The organism is Butyricicoccus sp. AM32-19, assembly GCF_003480365.1.
Lineage (GTDB): Bacteria > Bacillota > Clostridia > Oscillospirales > Butyricicoccaceae > Agathobaculum > Agathobaculum butyriciproducens.
The window spans coordinates 33,984-54,797 of record NZ_QUIX01000019.1 but is presented as its reverse complement, the minus strand read 5'-3'; the positions used below and the strand labels follow the sequence as shown (position 1 = coordinate 54,797).

The 20,814-nt window shown below is 52.2% G+C and carries 23 protein-coding genes and 6 pseudogenes; 20 read left to right on the top strand and 9 right to left on the bottom strand.

Annotated features, from left to right (window positions below; all coding sequences use genetic code 11):
* Window positions 1-96: 96 nt before the first annotated feature.
* The 5 genes and pseudogenes from DW806_RS13265 to DW806_RS13235 all read left to right on the top strand — a co-directional run bounded on the left by DW806_RS13265 (window position 97) and on the right by DW806_RS13235 (window position 3,650).
* Window positions 97-705, top strand: coding sequence for a recombinase family protein (locus tag DW806_RS13265; protein ID WP_118730241.1), 609 nt, complete (start codon window positions 97-99; stop codon window positions 703-705).
* Between the two features lie 504 nt (window positions 706-1,209).
* On the top strand, window positions 1,210-2,136 hold the full coding sequence (locus DW806_RS13255; RefSeq protein WP_147358109.1) for a hypothetical protein: 927 nt from the start codon (window positions 1,210-1,212) through the stop codon (window positions 2,134-2,136).
* A gap of 3 nt (window positions 2,137-2,139) precedes the next feature.
* A pseudogene (locus tag DW806_RS13250) lies at window positions 2,140-2,472 on the top strand (macro domain-containing protein); the annotation flags it as partial.
* Between the two features lie 235 nt (window positions 2,473-2,707).
* Window positions 2,708-3,178 (top strand): annotated as a pseudogene (locus tag DW806_RS15815) (transposase).
* Window positions 3,171-3,650, top strand: a complete 480-nt coding sequence (locus DW806_RS13235; RefSeq protein ID WP_118730236.1) for a transposase — start codon at window positions 3,171-3,173, stop codon at window positions 3,648-3,650. The pseudogene DW806_RS15815 and the gene DW806_RS13235 overlap by 8 nt, the downstream one beginning before the upstream one ends.
* Here DW806_RS13235 and DW806_RS13230 read toward each other — a convergent pair.
* Together DW806_RS13230 and DW806_RS13225 are read right to left on the bottom strand one after the other, a co-directional pair.
* A complete protein-coding gene (locus tag DW806_RS13230) occupies window positions 3,604-4,392 on the bottom strand; it encodes a CPBP family intramembrane glutamic endopeptidase (protein ID WP_118730235.1) in 789 nt (262 codons plus the stop codon). The genes DW806_RS13235 and DW806_RS13230 overlap by 47 nt on opposite strands.
* A 409-nt stretch (window positions 4,393-4,801) precedes the next feature.
* Window positions 4,802-5,497: a Crp/Fnr family transcriptional regulator gene (locus DW806_RS13225; RefSeq protein WP_118730234.1), complete on the bottom strand. Its 696-nt coding sequence runs from the start codon at window positions 5,495-5,497 to the stop codon at window positions 4,802-4,804.
* A gap of 85 nt (window positions 5,498-5,582) precedes the next feature.
* Here DW806_RS13225 and DW806_RS13220 point away from each other — a divergent pair.
* From DW806_RS13220 to DW806_RS13205, 4 genes and pseudogenes are all read left to right on the top strand, one after another.
* Window positions 5,583-5,720 (top strand): annotated as a pseudogene (locus DW806_RS13220) (ATP-binding protein); the annotation flags it as partial.
* Between the two features lie 174 nt (window positions 5,721-5,894).
* A pseudogene (locus DW806_RS13215) lies at window positions 5,895-6,005 on the top strand (rubredoxin); the annotation flags it as partial.
* 49 nt (window positions 6,006-6,054) lie between these two features.
* Complete coding sequence (gene hcp, locus DW806_RS13210; RefSeq protein WP_199677315.1) at window positions 6,055-7,653, top strand: hydroxylamine reductase; 1,599 nt, start codon at window positions 6,055-6,057, stop codon at window positions 7,651-7,653.
* Window positions 7,654-7,963: 310 nt separating this feature from the next.
* Window positions 7,964-8,881, top strand: coding sequence for a DUF4300 family protein (locus tag DW806_RS13205; protein WP_243022755.1), 918 nt, complete (start codon window positions 7,964-7,966; stop codon window positions 8,879-8,881).
* Between the two features lie 327 nt (window positions 8,882-9,208).
* Here DW806_RS13205 and DW806_RS13195 read toward each other — a convergent pair whose 3' ends face one another.
* The 5 genes from DW806_RS13195 to DW806_RS13175 form a co-directional block, all read right to left on the bottom strand.
* Window positions 9,209-9,481, bottom strand: a complete 273-nt coding sequence (locus DW806_RS13195; protein WP_118480771.1) for a hypothetical protein — start codon at window positions 9,479-9,481, stop codon at window positions 9,209-9,211.
* A 107-nt stretch (window positions 9,482-9,588) separates the two neighbouring features.
* Window positions 9,589-10,512 (bottom strand): thioredoxin-disulfide reductase, encoded by a 924-nt coding sequence (gene trxB / locus DW806_RS13190; RefSeq protein WP_118730233.1) that lies wholly within the window; start codon window positions 10,510-10,512, stop codon window positions 9,589-9,591.
* A gap of 10 nt (window positions 10,513-10,522) precedes the next feature.
* The gene (gene trxA, locus DW806_RS13185; RefSeq protein ID WP_118730232.1) at window positions 10,523-10,843 is read right to left on the bottom strand and encodes a thioredoxin; all 321 of its coding nucleotides are present in this window, start codon (window positions 10,841-10,843) and stop codon (window positions 10,523-10,525) included.
* 12 nt (window positions 10,844-10,855) lie between these two features.
* On the bottom strand, window positions 10,856-11,272 hold the full coding sequence (locus DW806_RS13180; RefSeq protein WP_118480765.1) for an RrF2 family transcriptional regulator: 417 nt from the start codon (window positions 11,270-11,272) through the stop codon (window positions 10,856-10,858).
* Window positions 11,273-11,274: 2 nt separating this feature from the next.
* On the bottom strand, window positions 11,275-11,694 hold the full coding sequence (locus DW806_RS13175) for a rhodanese-like domain-containing protein (RefSeq protein ID WP_118730231.1): 420 nt from the start codon (window positions 11,692-11,694) through the stop codon (window positions 11,275-11,277).
* A 177-nt stretch (window positions 11,695-11,871) separates the two neighbouring features.
* Here DW806_RS13175 and DW806_RS15810 point away from each other — a divergent pair, with 177 nt between their 5' ends.
* Both DW806_RS15810 and DW806_RS15805 read left to right on the top strand, forming a co-directional pair.
* Window positions 11,872-12,078: an ATP-binding cassette domain-containing protein gene (locus DW806_RS15810; protein WP_243022753.1), complete on the top strand. Its 207-nt coding sequence runs from the start codon at window positions 11,872-11,874 to the stop codon at window positions 12,076-12,078.
* A gap of 38 nt (window positions 12,079-12,116) precedes the next feature.
* On the top strand, window positions 12,117-12,248 hold the full coding sequence (locus DW806_RS15805; RefSeq protein ID WP_243022757.1) for a hypothetical protein: 132 nt from the start codon (window positions 12,117-12,119) through the stop codon (window positions 12,246-12,248).
* 15 nt (window positions 12,249-12,263) lie between these two features.
* Here the strand turns inward: DW806_RS15805 and DW806_RS13165 are convergent.
* Window positions 12,264-13,239, bottom strand: a pseudogene (locus DW806_RS13165) (sensor histidine kinase).
* Window positions 13,236-13,634 (bottom strand): annotated as a pseudogene (locus tag DW806_RS13160) (winged helix-turn-helix domain-containing protein); the annotation flags it as partial. The pseudogenes DW806_RS13165 and DW806_RS13160, both read right to left, overlap by 4 nt.
* A 181-nt stretch (window positions 13,635-13,815) precedes the next feature.
* On the opposite strand from DW806_RS13160, the gene DW806_RS15510 reads away from it, so the two are divergent.
* The 9 genes from DW806_RS15510 (at window position 13,816) to DW806_RS15930 (ending at window position 20,474) form a co-directional block, all read left to right on the top strand.
* On the top strand, window positions 13,816-13,962 hold the full coding sequence (locus DW806_RS15510) for a CD1871A family CXXC motif-containing protein (RefSeq protein ID WP_188885841.1): 147 nt from the start codon (window positions 13,816-13,818) through the stop codon (window positions 13,960-13,962).
* 25 nt (window positions 13,963-13,987) lie between these two features.
* Complete coding sequence (locus tag DW806_RS13155) at window positions 13,988-14,863, top strand: 4Fe-4S binding protein (RefSeq protein WP_188885944.1); 876 nt, start codon at window positions 13,988-13,990, stop codon at window positions 14,861-14,863.
* A complete protein-coding gene (locus DW806_RS13150) occupies window positions 14,860-15,819 on the top strand; it encodes a TlpA disulfide reductase family protein (RefSeq protein ID WP_118730229.1) in 960 nt (319 codons plus the stop codon). The genes DW806_RS13155 and DW806_RS13150 overlap by 4 nt, the downstream gene beginning before the upstream one ends.
* A gap of 250 nt (window positions 15,820-16,069) precedes the next feature.
* Window positions 16,070-17,035, top strand: coding sequence for a peptide-methionine (R)-S-oxide reductase MsrB (msrB, locus tag DW806_RS13145; RefSeq protein ID WP_407926641.1), 966 nt, complete (start codon window positions 16,070-16,072; stop codon window positions 17,033-17,035).
* 138 nt (window positions 17,036-17,173) lie between these two features.
* Window positions 17,174-17,821 (top strand): YcxB family protein, encoded by a 648-nt coding sequence (locus tag DW806_RS13140; protein ID WP_118730227.1) that lies wholly within the window; start codon window positions 17,174-17,176, stop codon window positions 17,819-17,821.
* Between the two features lie 622 nt (window positions 17,822-18,443).
* A complete protein-coding gene (locus DW806_RS15270) occupies window positions 18,444-18,860 on the top strand; it encodes a hypothetical protein (RefSeq protein WP_147359202.1) in 417 nt (138 codons plus the stop codon).
* 379 nt (window positions 18,861-19,239) lie between these two features.
* Window positions 19,240-19,815: a transposase gene (locus DW806_RS15505; protein ID WP_199677314.1), complete on the top strand. Its 576-nt coding sequence runs from the start codon at window positions 19,240-19,242 to the stop codon at window positions 19,813-19,815.
* Entirely contained in the window at window positions 19,751-20,170 is a 420-nt protein-coding gene (locus tag DW806_RS15935) for a transposase (RefSeq protein ID WP_199677316.1), read from the top strand. Before DW806_RS15505 ends, DW806_RS15935 begins: the two co-directional genes overlap by 65 nt.
* The gene (locus DW806_RS15930; RefSeq protein ID WP_118361403.1) at window positions 20,070-20,474 is read left to right on the top strand and encodes a transposase; all 405 of its coding nucleotides are present in this window, start codon (window positions 20,070-20,072) and stop codon (window positions 20,472-20,474) included. The genes DW806_RS15935 and DW806_RS15930 overlap by 101 nt, the downstream gene beginning before the upstream one ends.
* The last annotated feature ends 340 nt before the right edge of the window (window positions 20,475-20,814 follow it).

The following is a 20,814-nucleotide window of genomic DNA, read 5'->3' as shown; positions in this document are numbered from 1 at the left end:
GTTTGTTCAGGGGGTAAACGTATCCAGTACCATAGAAGATGAAAAATATCCGATTCGGGAGCTGTTTTCCCGGTCAGGAGAAAGGAGGAAAAAGCAATGGGAAATTTGTATGGATATATCCGTGTCAGCACCAGAGAACAGAATGAGGACAGGCAGATTCTTGCTCTGAAAGAACTTTCTATTCCAGAGAAAAATTTATTTATTGATAAGCAATCTGGCAAGGATTTTGAACGTCCTCAGTACCGGAAAATGGTACGGAAACTAAAAAAAGACGATCTGCTCTATATCAAGAGCATCGACCGTCTGGGGCGTAACTATTCTGAAATTCTGGAGCAATGGCGGATTTTGACTAAAGAAAAAGGAATTGACATCGTGGTGCTGGATATGCCTTTGCTGGATACCCGTCGGGGCAAAGACCTGATGGGGACATTCCTCAGCGATATTGTGCTGCAAGTATTGTCCTTTGTGGCAGAAAACGAGCGCACCAATATCCGACAGCGCCAAGCAGAAGGAATTGCCGCAGCCAAAGCAAGAGGTGTCCGCTTCGGCAGACCCCCAGCGCCTTTACCTGAAAACTTCCATCATCTATATCAGCAATGGAAAAATGGAAAAATCACCGGAACAGCTGCCGCAAAGCTGTGCGGGATGCCGCTTTCCACCTTCCGCTATCGTGCGGAGATTTACGAAAAAGCCAAGTTGTTGTAAGCAGGTGTTTTTACAGAATTGTGTAGACGAACTTTCTTTGACTGCAGTATGGAGATTACAGGTGAATACAGGAGGCACAAATGTTGCCGACTATTGCTTGAGAAATCATGTCGCAGCAATGGGATGGAGTCTGCGTGAATTAACCCAGGCAGAACGTTCTGGGATACATACATTTTTGGATTACTGTAATCTGGCAAGAACTCAGTACAAATCATTTGACAGTGTGTGCCGTATGGTAGAGGATGTAAAAGAAGGAGACCTCCTATGGATGCGCTCAAGAAATGAAGGAAAATACTATATTGCAAGGGTTAAGGCAAATAGCACCTGGGCGTTTCGTGAAGATGCGGTACAGATTGATGCTGCGAATCAGTTGACAAACATTGACTGGTATCTGGCTACAGATACGGCAGATGAAGAATCCGTTCCTGGTGCTGTGGCAACATCATTTATTATGGGATCAACCATCCAGAGAATTAAGAAAATGGAGTGGAAGCATACAGTCAAATGCTGTATAACCGTGTCCACGATTCAGCACTGGATTTATTCAATTATCCCGATCCGGCTCTCTCATTATGTGAGAAACATTTTTATAGCTTGCTCCAGCCGGAAGATGTTGAAGATTTACTTGCGCTGTGGTTGTATGATACCAAAGGCTATGTTTGCATCCCATCGACAAATAGAATTGCCACACCAAAGTATGAGTGCGTTTTGGTTGATCCAAATGACCTGAACCGAAAGCATATTTACATTCAGGTAAAGAAGGGTGATGTTGATCCTAATACAGATGACTATTCCAGCCTGAATGGTGAAGTGTATTTGCTTACAACGGAAGGAAACGTTCAGAATGCACAGAAATATTCAAATGTGAAAGTAGCAGATCCAACGGTTATTTATGAATTTGCGATCAATCCGGATAAGTCCCATATCATTCCGGAAAATGTTTTATACTGGGTGAAGTTTCTGGCAGAAATAGAAAATAATCGATTGGAGTTCTCTGCGTGTAAGGGAATCATGTTTGATACGAATATCTCGTATTCAGACACAAATGAATCCGAGATGATTCTTGGAAACAAAATAGCGGCATATGGAGATGCAAAACGGTATATCGACAGCTTCCCCCAGGGGGATTATGCTCTTTTTTATTCCAAAGGAAGAGGAATTATTGCGGTTGGACAGATTGTCACAGACACGCCGACAGAAGTGGCAGATGAAAAATATCATAGTGTCAGAATGATTGTGCCGGAAAAATTTAATGGGGATGTCAAGGCGTTGCCTGCACTTTCTCCGAATGAAATAAAAACAATTTTGAAGCGGAATTTTTATTGGGCATCGACAATAAAAACACCGTTTCTTACAGGGGCACAGGTTGAAATGTTGATTCGAGAATTGCAAAAAAGCATGTTTAACGATGTGCAGAAGGGAGAGGAATAAGCAATGCCCTTACAGATTATCAGAAACGACATTACAAAGATGAGTGTTGATGCAATCGTCAATGCTGCCAACACATCTCTTTTGGGCGGTGGTGGTGTGGACGGCTGCATTCATCGTGCCGCCGGACCGGAGCTGCTTGCAGAGTGCAGTACGCTGCATGGCTGCGAGACAGGCAGCGCAAAAATCACAAAGGGATACCACTTGCCCTGCAAATATGTGATCCATGCAGTGGGACCGCGTTGGAGGGATGGCAAACATCGGGAACAGGAGCTTCTGGAATCTCGTTATCGGACATCTTTGAACATAGCAAAAGAAAATGGCTGTCAGTCGTGTGCCGATAAGACAGTAATTTGAGAGAACCACAAAATCGGCATCTGCCAGGCAGGATTGGACAACAAAAAACAGGTGGCACTCAGCCGGGTGCCGCCTCAGCCTGTCGAAAAAGGTCACCTACGGGTGGCCTTTTTCTGGTAAAATGGTTCGAAAAATGAAATAATAAGTACGGGTGATAAACGTACTTACGAAAGATATTGAAAACAGAAATCAAGTTGAGTTTGTAAGTTTGGAACAGATGGTTCCTCAGGACCATCTGCTGCGTCAGATCGATGCAGCGATCAACTTTAATAAGGTGTATGAATTTGTTGAGGATTTGTACTGCAAAGACAATGGACGTCCCAGCATTGATCCTGTTGTTCTGTTCAAAATTGTGCTGATTCAATATATCTACGGCATTCGTTCTCTGCGGTGAGCGCTGGAAAAGAATGGGATGAATATGGCGTATCGGTGGTTTATTGGATATCCGCTGAACGAGCAGGTTCCGCATTTTTCAACGGTGAGCTATAACTTCAAACACCGTTTTAATACCGCATCGGTAGAGTGTATTTTTCGCTGGGTATTAAAGGCAGCTGCGGACGAGGGATATTTGGACACAGAAGCCATATTTGTAGACAGTACGCACATAAAGGCAAGTGCGAATCTGAAAAAGCAGGCCCGCAAAGCTGCACCCAAAGAAGCAAAGCCGCTATGCACACGAATTGTTTGATGAGATAAACAAGGACAGAGAAACGCACGGAAAGAAACCCTTCGACGAAAACAACAACGGGAATGATTCCGGCAGTGGAGATAACTCCGGTAAATCGGAAATGGTAGAAAAGACTGTTTCTACTACAGACCCGGAATGCGGCGTATTCCACAAGGGCGAACACAAGAAAGTCTTTGCTTATGAAGCGCACACCGCTTGTGACAAGCACAACTTTATTTTAGGTGTACATGTTACGCCAGGAAATATTCACGACAGCGTAGCATTTGATTCTCTGTATGATGATATTTGCCAGCACTACCCCGAACACAAAATCGTTGCAGCCGACAGCGCCTACAAAACCCCTTGGATCTGCAAAAGAATCTTTGAAAGTGGCAGAGTTCTGACTTCTGCCTATACACGCCCCAAAACCAAAGATGGCAAACCCCTTACATGCTATCTGCTCTTTTGTCCTGTCGGAGTGAACGGCAGATGACATACCCTGCCGGAGCAATCATAATCAGAATAAAAATGCTGATCAGTTCATTCACTTCGGATGGCGCAAAGCCCTGCAGCATAGTAATGAGGTTGTTTGCGAAATGCACGAGGATGGGAAACAACAGGTTCTTTTTCTTCTCGTAAAGGATTCCTGCGGCAATGCCCATAAGGGTGGCATAAACGGCCTGCACGATATTCAGGTGATAAACGTCGAAGAGTATGGATGACATTAGAATCGCGGCCCAAACGGGGGTGAATTTCCGCATGGAGCGAAGTACAATGCCGCGGAATAGAATTTCTTCTACAACAGGTGCAGCAATCACCGCAATCATAAATGTTCCAAATGCATTTCCGCCGGCAATATTTTCAGCACCGGCGTTTATTGCCTCAACGCTTTTCTGCAGCGAGGGAAGCTGTTCTGCCAGCATGATCCAAAGACCGGAGATCCCGCAAATGCCAAATCCCACGACCAGACTGCCGAGCACATCTTTAAAATTTGTCGCTGTGCGCGGTTCGCTTATATCTTTCCTCCAAAGCAGTTTATAGAGCGTAAAGAATACGAGGATAAGAACAGCGTAGATCAAAATCTCGCCCCAATATGAGTGTTTCATAAATTGCTGCGGGGGGATATGAAAAATATCCAAAACGAGCCTTTCCACAAGGAAATATAATAGATTGGATAGCAAAAAATGTAGTGCGATTGCAAGAATGGGAATAGCGAGATATCTTTTTTTCATCATACGGTCAATTTTTTCTCCTGTCTGTATTTTTGAGGGGACTGCAGCAGTATAACAGATTTAACTTAAAGTCTTCGTTAAGGGGCGAAGCCGCAATCTTTCGGAAGCGGCATCGCAAAAGGACACTGTTCATCTTCCCTGTCGAACCGTTTGACCTTCCTCTAAAAGATGTTTTCCTCATAGTTGGTGACATGCTGAATTTGGCATTAGGCTCCTTGCGTTCTGCAAAGATTTTAGAGTTCAAACAGAAAATACCCACAGCCAAAGCGGCTGTGGGTATGATCAAATCAGATTGTACGAGCTGACGCTACCTTGTCAATCTCTGCAGGTTCGTAGTTGCGCTCTCCTTCTGTAAAAGCCCAACATTCTGCCCGGTGTATCCGCACTTTCCAATACGCCCAAAGGGGGCTCCTTATCGCGTAGAAGGAGGAAGGCCGTCCGTCTCTGGCGCCTTGAGAAGAAAGTGGCTTTTATGAAAGTCAAGCAGGCCCTCATCCCGCATTTTGCCAAGCTCCAGCGACAGTCCGCTGCGCTCCACGCCGAGATAATCCGCAAGCTGCTGGCGGGAGAATGGAATGTCGAATTCATAGCCACCCCGGCGCTGCGCCTCGGCGGAAAAATAGGACATCAGCTTTGCCCGCGTTGTGCGCTGGCCCATGTGGGTGAGCTTTTCGTTGAGCCGCAGGTTCTTCTCTGCCAGTTCGCCCAGCAGGTTGCGGATGATCCGGCTGTGGTGGGAGCAGGCGGAGGGGCACATGCTCAAAACGCGTCTTATATGCAGAAACATCACCGTCACCGTGCTCTCCGCCTCCACGCTCACATTCAGCACTGCCCCCGGCGCGCAGGCGAACACCTCCGCGAAGGTCTGCCCCGGCCCGGTCTTGGAGAGGAGGTTGCGGTTTCCCCAGATATCCTCCTGCACGATGAGGGCGCTGCCTGCCAGCACAAGACCCACCTCCTCCACCGCGTCCCCGGCGCGGAGCAGGCGGGAGCCTTTGGGAAAGGTGTCGATTCTTGCCCCAAGGCAAGAGAGCATGGCGGCAAGCTCCTCGTCGGAAATACCGGAGAAAAGCGCCGCCGTATGGAGTACCGGGAAAAATTCTTTCATAAAAAATCCTCTTTCGTTGAAAATTCAACCGACTTGTTGATTTAATTCTATTATACTCAAACCACAAAAGCAAGGAGGTCTTGCGATGAAACGGAGAATCATTGAAATTGATCAAGATAAATGCAACGGCTGCGGCGCCTGCGCCGCCGCCTGCCACGAGGGCGCCATCGCCATGGTGGACGGCAAGGCGCGGCTCATGCGGGACGATTACTGCGACGGGCTGGAGAACGCAGCAAAAACAGCGCTCCAGCAGAGCGGAAAATTCATTCCGTGGCAGGTGGTCACCGTAACAGTGGACGGCCGGCTGGTGGAAGAATAACAAAATCATTAGAAAAAGGAAGGAAGAAGCACAATGAAGTATATATGCAGTCTTTGCGGTTGATAATATGACGAGAGCGCAGGTTATCCAGAGGGCGGCATCGCCCCCGGAACGCCTTGGAGTGAGGTGTCGGAGGATTTTGAGTGCCACCTGTGCAATGTGGACAAGGAGTTCTTCGAGGAGGCGTGAGCTTCTGATAAAAGGACATAATTTGAACCGAAATAGGAGGAAAACGATAATGGATCATAAAATGTTTTGCTTTCAGTGCGAGCAGACAGCGGGTTGTACCGGCTGTACCGGTAAGGCCGGTGTCTGCGGCAAGACCGCCGATGTAGCGGAACTTCAGGACGAGCTGACGGGCGCGCTCATTGGGCTGGCAAGAGCCACGGACGCCGATACACCGGTCAATGCCGATACATGGCGGCTGATGATCGAGGGACTGTTCACCACCGTCACTAATGTGAACTTCAACGAAAAGACCATTCGCGAGTTGATCGAACAGGTGCACGCGGAAAGGGAACGACTGGCACCAAACTGCTCTGGCTGCGGCTCTCGCTGTGGGCGGGATGATGATTATGATATGAATTTGCTCTGGAACGCGCAGGAGGATATTCGCAGCCTCAAATCTCTCATCCTTTTCGGTGTGCGTGGTATGTCGGCGTATGCCCATCACGCCATGGTACTGGGCTATACCGACGAGGAAGTGAACCGCTTTTTCGCCAAGGCACTCTTTGCTGTGGGTGAGGACTGGGGCATGGATGCGCTGCTGCCCATCGTCATGGAGGTGGGCGAGAAAAACCTCAAGTGTATGGCGTTGCTGGATAAGGCCAACACCGAAAGCTACGGTACGCCTGCGCCTGCCACTGTCCCGCTGACGGTGGAGAAGGGGCCGTTCATCGTCATCACAGGCCACGACCTCCACGACCTGAAGCTGCTGCTGGAGCAGACCGAGGGCAAAGGCGTCAACATCTACACCCATGGCGAAATGCTGCCTGCCCACGGCTATCCTGAACTGAAAAAATATGCCCATCTCAAGGGCAATTTCGGCACGGCGTGGCAGAATCAGCAAAGAGAATTTGCCGACATCCCTGCACCGGTGCTGTTTACCACCAACTGCCTGATGCCGCCGAAAGCAAGCTACGCCGACCGCGTGTTCACCACAGCGGTGGTATCCTACCCGGAAATGACGCACATCGGCGAGGATAAGGACTTCACCCCTGTCATCGAAAAGGCATTGGAACTTGGCGGCTACAACGAGGACAAGCCGTTCACCGGCATCAACGGCGGCAGCACGGTCATGACCGGCTTCGGACACGGCGCGGTGCTTGGTGTGGCGGATCAGGTGATCGATGCGGTAAAGAGCGGCGCTATCCGGCACTTTTTCCTGGTAGGCGGCTGTGACGGAGCCCGCCCCGGACGGAACTACTATACTGAGTTTGTCAAGCAGACGCCCGCCGACACTGTGGTGCTGACGCTGGCCTGCGGCAAATTCCGCTTCAATGACCTTGATCTCGGAACCATTGGCGGCCTGCCTCGACTCATGGATGTAGGCCAGTGCAACGACGCTTACGGTGCTGTCAAAATCGCGCTGGCCTTGGCGGATGCCTTTGGCTGCGGGGTCAACGACCTGCCTCTGTCTCTGGTGCTTTCGTGGTATGAGCAGAAGGCAGTGTGTATCCTGCTGACGCTGCTGTATCTGGGCATTAAGAATATTCGCCTTGGCCCCACGCTGCCGGCGTTTGTCTCGCCCAATGTGCTGAACTACCTTGTAGAGAATTTCGGTATTGCTCCCATCACCACCCCGGAAGAGGATCTGAAGGTGCTGCTGAAGCGCTGACAAACCGTAATGCGGCTGCGGAGAGGAACATCTCCGCAGCCGCACTTTATTGAAAGCAATCATTGAAGGCATGGCCATTTATCCTCGCCACTCATGATTGTCTGTTTACTTTTTTGTTCTTTGCTTCGATACTCCTACACACCGCCTGCACCAGATAATGCTTCTCATGGCAGAACACCTGGAGATGTGAGGAAAGTTGCTTGCTGCAAAAGCCACAACACTTTGTATATCTTAACATAGGTTTTATGATCCGGTGCTATAATAACCTTAGCAAATCGAGCAATCGCCAAAGAAAGGACAGATTAGAACTATGAGATCACGATGGAAAATCACTTTTATTATATGTGTTGTGATTATTGCCGCCGTACTTGCAGGCTGCGGCGCAGCCGAGCAGCGTCCGGCATTGGAAAAAATTGAATACACGAACCTGAACGACAGCGGATCAAGGGAACTTTTGAAGGAGCTGCTCTCCGACGCAGGCGTGTCAGATGAGCGTATTCAGGGCTTTTTCCGCCGTGTGGATCACTTTAATGACATCGTGAAGCAGGAATGGCTTACGGATGGCTTTGAGGAAGCGGAGCTGCTGTATACGAAATACGACCCTTATACCATGCAGGACGAATGGACGGCGAAGAACGGGACGTTTCCGGGCTATAACTGCCGGATCACCGCCATGAGCCTGTTTGGGGATTTCATCTCTGTGAGCGCAGACTCTCAAATCAATTCCGGTGAAGATGTGCTGTTTGTGGACGAGGAGACGCTGGAAACAGATCCCGATGCGCTGGGCGGAAGCAGCCTTGCGGATTTCCGCGCACTGTATTCCTCTATGAAGGCGAAGAATACTACGGAGATCAAGCGTCATGTGCAAACCGTACAAGAGGAATGGGCTTCCCGCGGTGTTGCCTTTCGGGAGAATGAAAGAATCCGTCTCATCACGGTATTCTTCCACGATAAGCCGACCGAGGAGGAATCTCTGCTGTTTGTCGGGCATGTTGGCGTTCTTTTGACGGCAGAGGACGGGACGCTGTACTTTGTAGAAAAGGTTGCCTTTCAGGAGCCGTACCGGCTGCTACGCTTTGCCGACCGAACGGCACTGAGCGATTACCTTATGGGGAAATATGACACCTCATGGGGACAGGATACGGCGAGTCCCTTTATCATGGAGAACGACAAGCTCATGGACGGCTGGCGTCCAAACCCGGATAGCAGAAGCTCCGCGCTCGGCTAAGGACTGCGCGTTGCTGCTAAACTATGCATGAAGTCTTTAGAGGAATCATGCCGGAACGCTTATTTCTCTCTTTTCTGGAATCTGCTTAACTATTTCAGTATATTCTTATTACAAATCTTGCTGAATAAGGCGTAAAGCTATGAAAAAGGAGTGCCCCTTGGGGCACTCCTTTGCTCTGTTGGAACAGTGCGAAGCTGTCATTTTAAGTCTGCTTCTTTGTCATAAAGCATTGGCATTCAGTTTTTCAAATTCCACATAGGCTACGGCAAAGGCACAGACCTGCCGTGTGCAGCCGGGGGGGGGGGGGTCCTTGAGATAGAAATGTGGTTATTTCTCTCTAAAGAGCGAAACAGAGTTTAATAGAATGGATATCCCTACACACACCCACAGAGCCTTGCTCATGGTTGGCATAATATCCATCAAGCCTCCCCAATCTTCATTTAGCACACGCATCGCTCCGTCTGAATAAAACGAACATACGGTCAAGGCAGTGAACGATAGGGCTGCGAATCTAAACCATTTTTCATTCTTGTTTTTAAAAGAGTAAATCAGATTGAATCCTGTAAAAATGATCGCAGAAATTCCGAAAAACAGCCACATATATATGATCTCCTTAATCTAACATGCCCTGCGCTCTTTTGAGGCAAGGCTCGCAATCGTATCGCTTACGGACAGGAACTGCCGTTGAGAGGATCGTTTGCAGCCCTTTACCGATTCTCCGCCAGATATTCCTCCGCATAGTGGACGGCCACTGCGCCGTCCGATACGGCGGTGACCACCTGCCGCAGCGCCTTGGTGCGCACGTCGCCCACGGCAAACACGCCGGGAAGATTCGTGCGGGTGGATTCGTCTGCCACGATATAGCCGGACTTGTCCAGCGCCAGCTCATTTCGGAACAGCTCCGTGGCCGGGGCACGTCCCACGCTGATGAACACGCCGTCACAGGCAAGCTCCTGCTCCGCGCCGGTGTTGACGTCTTTTAGCCGAAGCCCCGTCAGGCGGCTTTCGTGCAGCAGTGCGGAAACGGTGCTGTTCCAGCGGAATTCCACGTTGGGCGCGTTCATCAGCGGCTCATGATAGACCTTCGTCGCCCGCAGGCTGTCGCGGCGGTGGATGAGATAGACCTTCTTTGCAATACGGGACAGGGCGAGAGCGTCCGCCGCGGCGGAGTTGCCGCCGCCCACCACCGCCACGGTCTTGCCCCGATAGGGCGCGCCGTCGCAGGCGGCACAGTAGTGGACGCCCTTGCCGATGAGCGTATCCTCGCCGGGAACGCCCAGGGGACGGGGCGACGCGCCGGTGGCGATGACCACCGTGCGGCCCTGAAAGACGCCCTCGCTGGTTTCCAGCGTCTTGATCTTCCCGGAAAGACTTACTTTGTACACCTCCGCCAGCTCCGTCACCGCGCCGAAGCGCTCCGCGCTTTGCTGCATTTTTTCGCCCAGCGTAAAGCCGTCGATGCCGTCCTCAAAGCCGGGATAGTTGTCGATCTGCTCCGTCAGCGCCATCTGCCCGCCGGCGGAGAGCTTTTCCAGCACCAGCGTGGAAAGTCCGGCACGGGCGGCATACAGGGCGGCGGTGTAACCGGCGGGGCCGCCGCCGATGACGATCATATCATAGATCTGCTTCATAATCGTGTCCTCACTGCGCCAGCGTTTCCTTGATAAACGCTTCAATGGCCGCCTTGGAGGCGGGGGCGACAATGGAGCCGAGCACCTTGCCGTCCTTAAAGAGCAGCAGCGTGGGGATGGTGTCGATGCCGAAGCGCTCGATGAGCTGCGGCTCCTCGTCGTAGTTGATCTTGCCGGAGATAAGCGTGTCGGCATACTGCTCGCCCACCTTGTCAAAGGCCGGGGCAATGCGGCGGCAGTAGGGGCACCACTGCGCCCAGAAATCCACCAGCACGGGCTTGTCCGCGCGGAGAACATCGTTTTCAAAGCTGTTGGTCGTAATGGTAAGCATCGTAAAATCCTCCTATTTCTGTGTAAAAAGCTGTGTTTCAATATCTGTGATCGTAATGTGCGAGAGATAGGCGGCGCATTCCTCGTTCATGTTCCGATACAGCGTGTCCATGACGCCCGCCATGCCGGAGCAGATGGCGCAGTCCCGGTCGATGTCGCCGCTGTGCCACGCACAGTCCACAAAGCGGGTATTTACCGCCTCCGCCACTTGCCGCAGAGTCAGGCTCGCAGGATCGGCCGTCAGGCGGTAGCCGCCGTCCAAGCCCTCCCGGGTCTCCACCATTCCTGCCTTTTTCAGCCCCGCCAGCACCCGGCGGACGCGAGTGGGGTTGGTGCAGATGTTCTCCGCCAGCGCTTCGCTGCTGAGAGAGCGTCCGCTGTGGCTCAGGCAGACCAGCGCGTGGACTGCCAGATTAAAGGAGCTGTTCACAATTATCCCTCCTTCACAAGCTCGTAGGGCCAGTCGATGACGCCGCCGAAGTCGTAGACGTTCTGATACCCAAGCGCCAGCAGCTTTTGGGTGGCATCCTTGCTGCGGCGGCCGCTGCGGCAGTAGACCAACAGCGTCGCCTCCTTATCGGGCAGCGCCTCGGGCATTTCGCTCCCGATGCTCTCGTTGGGCACAAGGACGGCGTTTTCAATATGCCCGCCGTCGTATTCCTCACGGGTGCGGACGTCTACCACCACGACCTCCTGTGAGGCCATCATCTCATAGGCTTCCTCGGCACTGATTTTATGATACGCCGCCTTGTCGGTCATATCCTCCGTGTCCTTTTTTGTTTTGGATAGCGCGCAGCCAGCCAGCAGTGCCAGCGAGGCGGTAAGTGCCGCAAAAAGCAATATCTGACGCATAGATTCACCTCCGAAATAACTGTGTCTGTTTTGATAACAGTTTATACTGTAACTATATCAGACACAGTTTGAGCTGTCAAGAGTTACTCGCAAAAAAATGACAAAACATATCCTGATAGACGGGAAAAAGCAAGATCGGCAGTCCGGTGCAGGGAAATCTATTACTGCGGCAACGACATGTCAACGCAGTTTTTTACGGCAAGCGTGGCGGAGGAGCTGCTGCTGAATACCAGATTGACGGAAGAAAACAAAGACCGTACCAGACATTTGCTGAAAGAATTTGGGCTTTACGAGTACAGGGATGCGCATCCGTCCGCCCTGTCCGGCGGACAGAAGCAGCGCCTTGCCATCGCCTGCGCCATTTTTCCGGCCGCAGGATATTGATCCTTGATGAGCCCACCAGCGGCCTTGATGGGCAGAATATGCGCCTGATCGCGGAAAGGCTGAAAAGCGAAGCGCGGAACGGCAGAACCATTCTTGTGATCACCCACGACAGGAAACTGATCGAAAGTTGCCGCGATAATGTTGTGGAGGTTGAAAAACGATCGCCATGAATCAGCCGAGGACTGTTATGTGATATCCGCGCCGGAGGGATCGCTTTCTGTCCCTGCCGGCAGTTCGACCGCGATGGTCGTGCCCTTGTCCGAGCTTTCCTCCACCCAAACGGAGCCGCCGTGGAGATCGGCGATCTCCCACACCAGAGAAAGCCCCAGTCCCGCGCCGCCGTACTCGCGGCTGCGGGATTTGTCTACCCGGAAGAAGGGATGAAAAATGCTCTGCTGATACTCCTCCGGAATGCCGCAGCCGGTGTCGGAAACGCGAATGATGCACTTTTCCTGCCCATGCTCAAGCTCGACCTGCACCGAGCCGCCGGGGCGGTTGTATTTGACGGCGTTCTCCGTCAGGTTGAAGAGTAGATGGTAGATCAGCGCGTCGTTGCCGGTCAGGGAGCTGTCGCCCTCCGCTTCCAGCGTGATGCTTCGCTTCTCCGCCAGCGGCGCGAGATCTGTGAAGATCTCCTCGACCATGGAGCGAGCTGGATCCGCTCATTCCGCGCCACCTGCCGCAGATTGCTCATCTCCAGCAGCGTCCTGGTCATCTGCGTCAGCCGCTCTGTCTGCTCGCGCAGGAGGGTGAGAAACTCCGCCGTCTCCGGTCGCACATCGGGATGCTCCGCGGAAAACAGCTCCAACTGTGCCTGCATTAGTGCCAGTGGCGTGCGCAGCTTGTGGGCGGCGTTGCCGATGAACTGCCGCTGAGCAGCGTTACCGCCGCCGTGATGTACCAGTTGGTGGTGCGGAAGCGCCCCTGCACCCCATCGACGACGATGGTCAACTCCTCGTTGGGCGCTATGAGCTGCGGGTCAAAGCTCGCCGCTCCGCCATCATTCAGGATCACCGTGCTGCCGCCTTGTAAGCTGTCCGCAATGGTGTCCATATAGTACACACCGGAGGAGCACAGCAGTAAATTCATGGCCACGCAGGTGATGCCGATGGGCAGGACGGTCATCAGCGTGATGCGCCACTGCAAAGAAAGACGCTTCATTCCTCCTCGCCTCCCATCAGATAGCCCTCGCCGATGCGGTTGCGGATGGGGTCATAGCCCAGCATGGCGCGGAGCTTTTTGCGCAGGGCGGAGATGTGGACGCGAATGGAATTGCTGAAGCTGTCCACGCTATTGTCCCAAACGTGATCCATCAGCGCCTCCTGACTTACTGGACTTCCTTGATGCACCATCAGGTATCCCAGGATTCCCGTTTCCTTGCGAGTCAGCGTCAGCGTCTGCCCGTTGACGGCGGCGGTACGGGAGCGGGTGTCAAAGGTCAGGCCTCCGCAGCTTAGCAGCACATCCTGCTGGGTGAACTGCCGCAATGTCAGGCTGCGGATGCGGGCCTCCAGCTCCGCCAAGTGGAAGAGCTTTGCCAGATAGTCGTTCGCCCCGGGCGCGTTCATCTTCAATTACTAAAAGGTGCATGAGAGCCCTCCTTTATATTTCTTCGTTTTTGTGTTGCTTTCCTTATAGAAAAAACAGATAAGAGTTGCGTTAAGTTTTCGTTCTTAACAGAGACTTTAACTCTCCCGCGCTATAATGGGGGTAGAAAATCGGAAAGGGTGATGAAAAATGAGCTGCGGGAAAAAGGCCGCGGCGCAGATCGTGCTGCTGATAACCGGAATTACCATGCTGTGCTTCGGTGTCTGGCGGGGCGAGGCGGCGACGGTGCTGAGCAAAGCAATCCAATTATGTCTGGAGTGTGTGGGCATTGGGTAAAAAGTTTTCAGGCGTTTCACAGACCATGTCCCGCTTCCGGGGCTGGATTCAGGCGGGGGCGACGCTGCTGACCAACCTGCATCTGCCGAATTTCCTCAAGGGCAGACTGTATCAGGGGGCAGGGAAGACCGTCTGCGTGCCGGGGCTGAACTGCTACTCCTGTCCGGCGGCGTCCGGGGCCTGCCCCATTGGGGCGTTTCAGGCGGTGGTGGGCTCGTCCAAGTTCAGCTTCTCCTACTATATCACAGGCTTTCTCATTCTGCTGGGCGTGCTGCTGGGGCGCTTTATCTGCGGCTTTCTATGCCCCTTCGGCTGGTTTCAGGAGCTGCTGCATAAAATTCCGACAAAGAAGCTCTCCACAAAGAGGCTGAAGCCGCTGACATACCTGAAATACGCTGTCCTGCTGGTGATGGTCATTCTCCTGCCGGCGTTCCTTGTGAACGATGTTGGCATGGGAGACCCGTTCTTCTGCAAATACCTCTGCCCCCAAGGCGTGCTGGAGGGAGCCATCCCGCTGTCCCTTGCCAATTCCGGCATCCGGGCGGCGCTGGGCAAGCTGTTTACATGGAAATTCAGCATCCTGCTGTCGGTGATTGCGCTGAGTGTACTGTTCTACCGACCGTTCTGCAAGTGGCTCTGCCCGCTGGGCGCGTTCTACGCGCTGTTCAACCGGGTGTCCCTCTTCCAGATGAAAGTGGATAAGAATAAGTGCGTCTCCTGCGGGAAATGCGCCAGAGCCTGCAAGATGGATGTGGATGTGACGAAAACGCCCAACCATACCGAGTGCATCCGCTGCGGGATGTGCATCCGCGCCTGCCCGACGAACGCCGTGAGCTTCCACTACGGCTTCGGCAATGGGAAAGAAACAACAAAGAAAATAACGATGGAGGAATCAAAATGAACAGAAAGAGAATTTTTACACGGGCTTTTGCCGTGCTGATGTTGCTGGCCTTGGCGGCCTGCGGTACGAAGAACAATGACAAGATGGGCGACATGAGCGGTAACGGCTCCGCCATGACTGGCGAAGCGAAAAATGCCGAGGAAGCGCTCGCCATGCACAAGGAACTCATGGCACAGGAGAACGCGCTCCTGTCGGAAAAAACCGAGCTCTGGGAGAAGGTGTTCATGGCGGCCGATAAGGGCATGACCATGCAGGAGGACGGCAAAAACTATGGCGACTTCCTGCTCAAGACCATCGAGGACGCCAAGGAAGAGTTCAGCGACGAGGAGTTTGCATGGCTGAAGGAGTCAGCCACGGAGATCAGCAATATTGAAAACAAGCTGACCGAGTTGGAAGAGAAGTATCCCGATATCATGCAGAAATCCATGGACGGCGATATGAGCATGCCCGCGGGCAGCGACACGAGCAACCCTCCCGACGACGGCAGTATGCAGAAATTCCCCGTCTTTGATGGCAAGGACCTGGATGGCAACACGGTGAAGAGCGACGAGCTGTTCTCCGCCAACGCCGTCACCGTGGTGAATTTCTGGTTCACCACCTGCAATCCCTGCGTGGGTGAGCTTGGCGAGCTGGACGCGCTGAACAAGGAACTGGCGAAGAAGGGCGGCGCGCTCATCGGCGTCAACACCTTCACGCTGGACGGCGACGAGAAGGCCATTGCCGAGGCGAAGGAGGTGCTTGCCAAGAAAGGCGCCACCTATCAGAATGTGTATTTTGACTCCGACGGTGAGGCGGGAAAGTTTACCACCAACATCTTTGCCTATCCCACAACCTATGTGGTCGACCGCAGCGGCAACATCGTGGGTGAACCCATCGTAGGCGCCATCACGGAAAAGAAGCAGGCGGAGACGCTGCAAAAACTCATCGACCAGGCTCTTGCCGCCGATATGGGCTGACCTGAGATTTAAAAAAGTGCCTGCTGCGCGCCATTGCATTGCCCTCGGCGGGCAAGGGGCGGAGTGAGCCCGGATTCCCCTGAAAGGAGGAAACGCGATGTATCGAAGTGTATTAGCCCTGCTTTTCGCCGCGGTACTGCTGCTGAGCGGCTGCGCCGCCGGGCGGCAGACTGTGCCGAAGGAAAAGAGCGGACAGGAAGCAAACATGGACGGCCCGGCTTTTGACCGGTCTGACGAGGAGATCACCTATATGGATACCACAGACAATGTCATCTATCTGGCGGGCGGCTGCTTCTGGGGCATGGAACAGCTGATGCAGTCCATCCCCGGCGTCATCGATGCCGAGAGCGGCTATGCCAACGGCACCTGCGAGGCGGACGCCGATTACAAGACCGTCTGCAAGGGAGAGACCGGCTTTCGGGAGACCGTGCGGGTGGAATACGACCCCGAGCAGGTGAGCCTCGACGCGCTGCTGATGGCGTACTTCTATGTCATCGACCCCACGGTACAAAACCGGCAGGGAAACGACCGGGGCAGCCAGTACCAGACCGGCGTTTACTTCACCAATGAAAGCGCGAGAGAAACGGTGAAGCGCATCGCGGAGATCGAGCGCGGCCGCAGCGAGAAATTCTTCGTGGAGATCGGCCCGCTCAAGAACTACTATCCCGCCGAGGAATACCATCAGAACTACCTCGAAAAGAATCCGGACGGCTACTGCCACATCCCGCGCGAGGAGATGGAGCTTTTTTCCCGGCTGCGCATCGACCCGGGCGACTATCAGAAGCCTGCGGCGGAGTCCATCCGGGACAAGCTGACGGCGGAGCAGTACCGTGTTACGCAGGAGAGCGGCACGGAGCGTGCCTTCACGGGCGAGTTCTGGGACAAGTTTGAAAAGGGTATCTATGTGGATGTCGTCACCGGCGAGCCGCTCTTTTCCTCCACGGATAAGTACGAAAGCGGCTGCGGCTGGCCGGCTTTCACAAAGCCCATTGAGGGCCCTGCCGTGGTGGAACTGGAGGACCTGAGCCACGGCATGCGCCGCACAGAGGTCAGAAGCCGTGCCGGAGACTCCCACCTCGGCCACGTGTTCACCGGCGATCCGGAGTCCCCCAATGGCGTGCGCTACTGCATCAACAGTGCGGCTCTGCGCTTCGTCCCCTATGAAAAAATGGAGGCCGAGGGCTACGGATATCTGCTGCATCTGTTTGAAAAATAGGATGCAAGCGGTCGGCAATTCTTATGCAAAGTACCATCAGCACATCACAGCATATCGGACTGCCGCCGGGCAGTCCGATATGCTGTGAATGGATTTTCCGGCACTCTCAATGAGCCGATTTCGAAACGGAGAAGCACCATGTATCTTTTTCAAATAAGCAACTGCGATGACCCTGCTGTGGACAGAGAAACCGTAGAGCTGCTGCACCAGTGTTTGGAAGCTGAAAGCCGGCGGCGCTGCCCTGCTATGTGGAATGCGATAGACCGCATCAGAACTCACGCCGCGAAAGGCCCGGCGCGCGAAAAGCGGACGGTGCGCTACCGCATTTATGGCGTGTTCCTGCTGGCTCTGGGCCTTTTGACACTGATTCTTGGTTTGATGCCGCCAAAAACCACCGCGGGAATCATTGTGGGCGGAGCCGTGATCATTGCAGGTTTGCTGGAGTTTGCCCTTGCTCGCGGAAGAACGCCGCCGCGCATACCGGCATCCTGCAAAAAGGAGGCGTGGAAAGCGCTGAAGCTGCGGCGGGCCGTTGATTGGGAAAAGTTCAAAACCACTATCCGCTTCGAGGATGCCGGTGTAACGATCTGCGCAGAGGAGAAGGAAGAACATCTCTCTTATACACGGATAAAGAGCGTCTTTGAATCATTGCATTTGTGGCTTGTGGTCTGCGACGATGAACGCGTGCTGCTGCTTCAGAAAAAGGACCTGAGGTCTGGGAACGCAGACAGCTTCCTCTCTGACATCATTTCAAAAATGAACACAGGAGCAGATGCATCCGGCTGAACATGGCAGCTATGTGATGTCACCAGCCCGTTTGTCCCAGTGGGACTTCAACTATGGTCCAGCTATCGGCGGAAGTACACAAATGAGCAATTTCCGGAAGGATGATCGGAGGCAGATGAACAAGCGAGGGATAGCTTTTATAGTGGTAGATATCAGGGCTGTTGTCAGCAAAATGTAGGAACAAGAGGCCAATCGGTAGGCAACGAACATGGGGGTTGAAGCAGCATTCTATACCCGCCTAAGAAATAACCGGCAGGCATTCGACCACTGAGAACACACCATCTGATACATCCCTCTGTTCAGAGCTTCTGAACAGCCATCCATGTTGAAAGCGGAGAGACTGCGATACAGCAATCTCTCCGCTTTTCTGTCGTGATCTTCTGCTTTGAGCGCAGAGGCCGAACCTGCACGATAATGAAAAACATGGCTCCAAGCCGGAACAGGCGGTTCTTATGAGGTATCCTCACATCCGCGGCACTGTCGTCGCTGTCGAATGGCAGCCCTCCTTCATTCACCTATGGCCGGGCATCGGATGCCCTGACTTTTTGCGTCCTTTTGAGGATACCCCGCCCCGTCCATCATCGTTACCCTCAAATACTCTTATGCCCGCAGCGGTGTCGCTGTGGGATTTTTTGCGCCCTGTGCGCAACCCCGCTGCCGCGGCCCGCCCTCCGTTTCCGAGATTTGCAGCCAACCAAATTTCAGAATACGGAGGAAGCATACGGATGCAATCAAAGATGTACTGATTCCGCCGGATGTGATCCCACAGCGTCAGTGCTTTACCTACGCCAATGAAGCAGATGTGCTGAATGTTGCACTGTTCGGCATCACGGCAAAGGAATGGCGCCAGACACACCCGGATTCCAAAGGAAATATTCGGGATGAAGCAAGCCTGCAACAATTGATCGTTCTTGCTAATCTTGAAAGCATCAATGCGGAGTTGATTCGCCAAGGAATCCCCCAGAGTGAGAGACTGCTCCGGTTGAACGCCAGCGCAAAGCAGATGATGCAGTCCCCTTGTAGGAGATCATCGCATTGACGAATTTAGATCATATGGTGAACTGCTGAATAAGAAAAGCAAATAAGCCCTAAGTATATATTAAAACTAAGGCAACACCGCACAATTAAAGCGGCGGTGCTTTGCGGAAATTTTGTGCCCTGACTTTGTTGCAGTTTCACGGTAATACATCAAGTATTACCGCAAAACTGAGCCTCGTCAGTACGCAAAATTTACTCGCAAATCACTCTTGTTCAATTATGCGGTATTGCCCTAAGTTTATCATCCGCAACATACATAGAAATCTCTACTCTGTAACACATTGGGAGGCCTCATTATGGAGTTTGACCGTGAAGTATTTGGGTGGCCTTTTTCTGGTAAAATGGTTCGAAAAATGGAATAATAAGTACGAGTGATAAACGTGCTAACGAAAAATATTGAAAACAGAAATCAAGTTGAGTTTGTAAGTTTGGAACAGATGGTTCCTCAGGACCATCTGCTGCGTCAGATCGATGCAGCGATCAACTTTAATAAGGTGTATGAATTTGTTGAGGATTTGTACTGCAAAGACAATGGACGTCCCAGCATTGATCCTGTTGTTCTGTTCAAAATTGTGCTGATTCAACATATCTACGGCATTCGTTCTCTGCACCGAACACTGGAAGAGATTGGGATGAATATGGCGCATCGGTGGTTTATTGGATATCCGCTGAACGAGCAGGTTCCGCATTTTTCAACGGTGAGCTATAACTTCAAACACCGTTTTAATACCGCATCGGTAGAGTGTATTTTTCGCTGGGTATTAAAGGCAGCTGCGGACGAGGGATATTTGGACAGAGAAGCGCACGGAAAGAAGCCCTTCGACGAAAACAACAACGGGAATGATTCTGGCAGTGGAGATAACTCCGGTGAATCGGAAATGGTAGAAAAGACTGTTTCGACTACAGACCCGGAATGCGGCGTATTCGGGCGAACACAAGAAAGTCTTTGCCTATGAAGCGTATACCGCTTGTGACAAGCACAACTTTATTTTAGGTGTACATGTTACGCCAGGAAATATTCACGACAGCGTAGCATTTGATTCTCTGTATGATGATATTTGCCAGCACTACCCCGAACACAAAATCGTTGCAGCCGACAGCGCCTACAAAACCCCTTGGATCTGCAAAAGAATCTTTGAAAGTGGCAGAGTTCTGACTTCATTCTACCACAAACCGCGATGGCTACCGCGAATACAAAAGCCGTTCTTATCTGTGTGCAGACTGCCCAACAAAAGCGATGTGTACACAAAATGCCAAGTGCGAAAAAAACGTTACAAGGCATATCTGGCAGCACTTTGTGGAGATGGCTGAGGATGTACGACACACACCTTCGTACAGGGATATCTACAAGCTAAGACAACAAAAAATTGAGCGTGTGTTTGCCGATGCAAAAGAAAAGCACGGTATGCGCTATACGCAGTACAGAGGCTTGGCTCAGGTTACCAACTGGGTGAAGCTTAAATTTGCTGCCATGAATTTGAAAAAACTGGCCGCTTGGAAATGGAAACGCAAAAATCCTTCTCATAGGAAGAGGTGGAGAAGGATTTTGGCGGCCGATTATTTTTCTTGGCTGCTATTTTTCCCTTTTCAAACGAAAAAGCCTGCCTTGGCGTGATTGCTAAGACAGACTTTTTCTACAGGCTGAGCGGCACTCAGCTGGGTGCCGCCTGTTTTTGTACATCTAAGGGTCGAAAATCACCAATTTTCGTCTCTGTAAAGCAAGGGCAGTGAAAAAGGTGAAATAGTTATCGCTTTTGTGCAGTTCCTTTGTGAAACAGTGAATTGCTGCGGGGTGAACACCATTCGCTGGGGCGTGTGTATATTTGCGGTCGTGCAAAAAATCCCACAAAACCGCAAAGTCGATAGGTGGGTATTTCGATGCAGAGTATGTTCGACACTGTGGAAACTGAAAATCAGCTTGTATTCGCAGAAAAGTTGCATTTTAGGGCGATAAC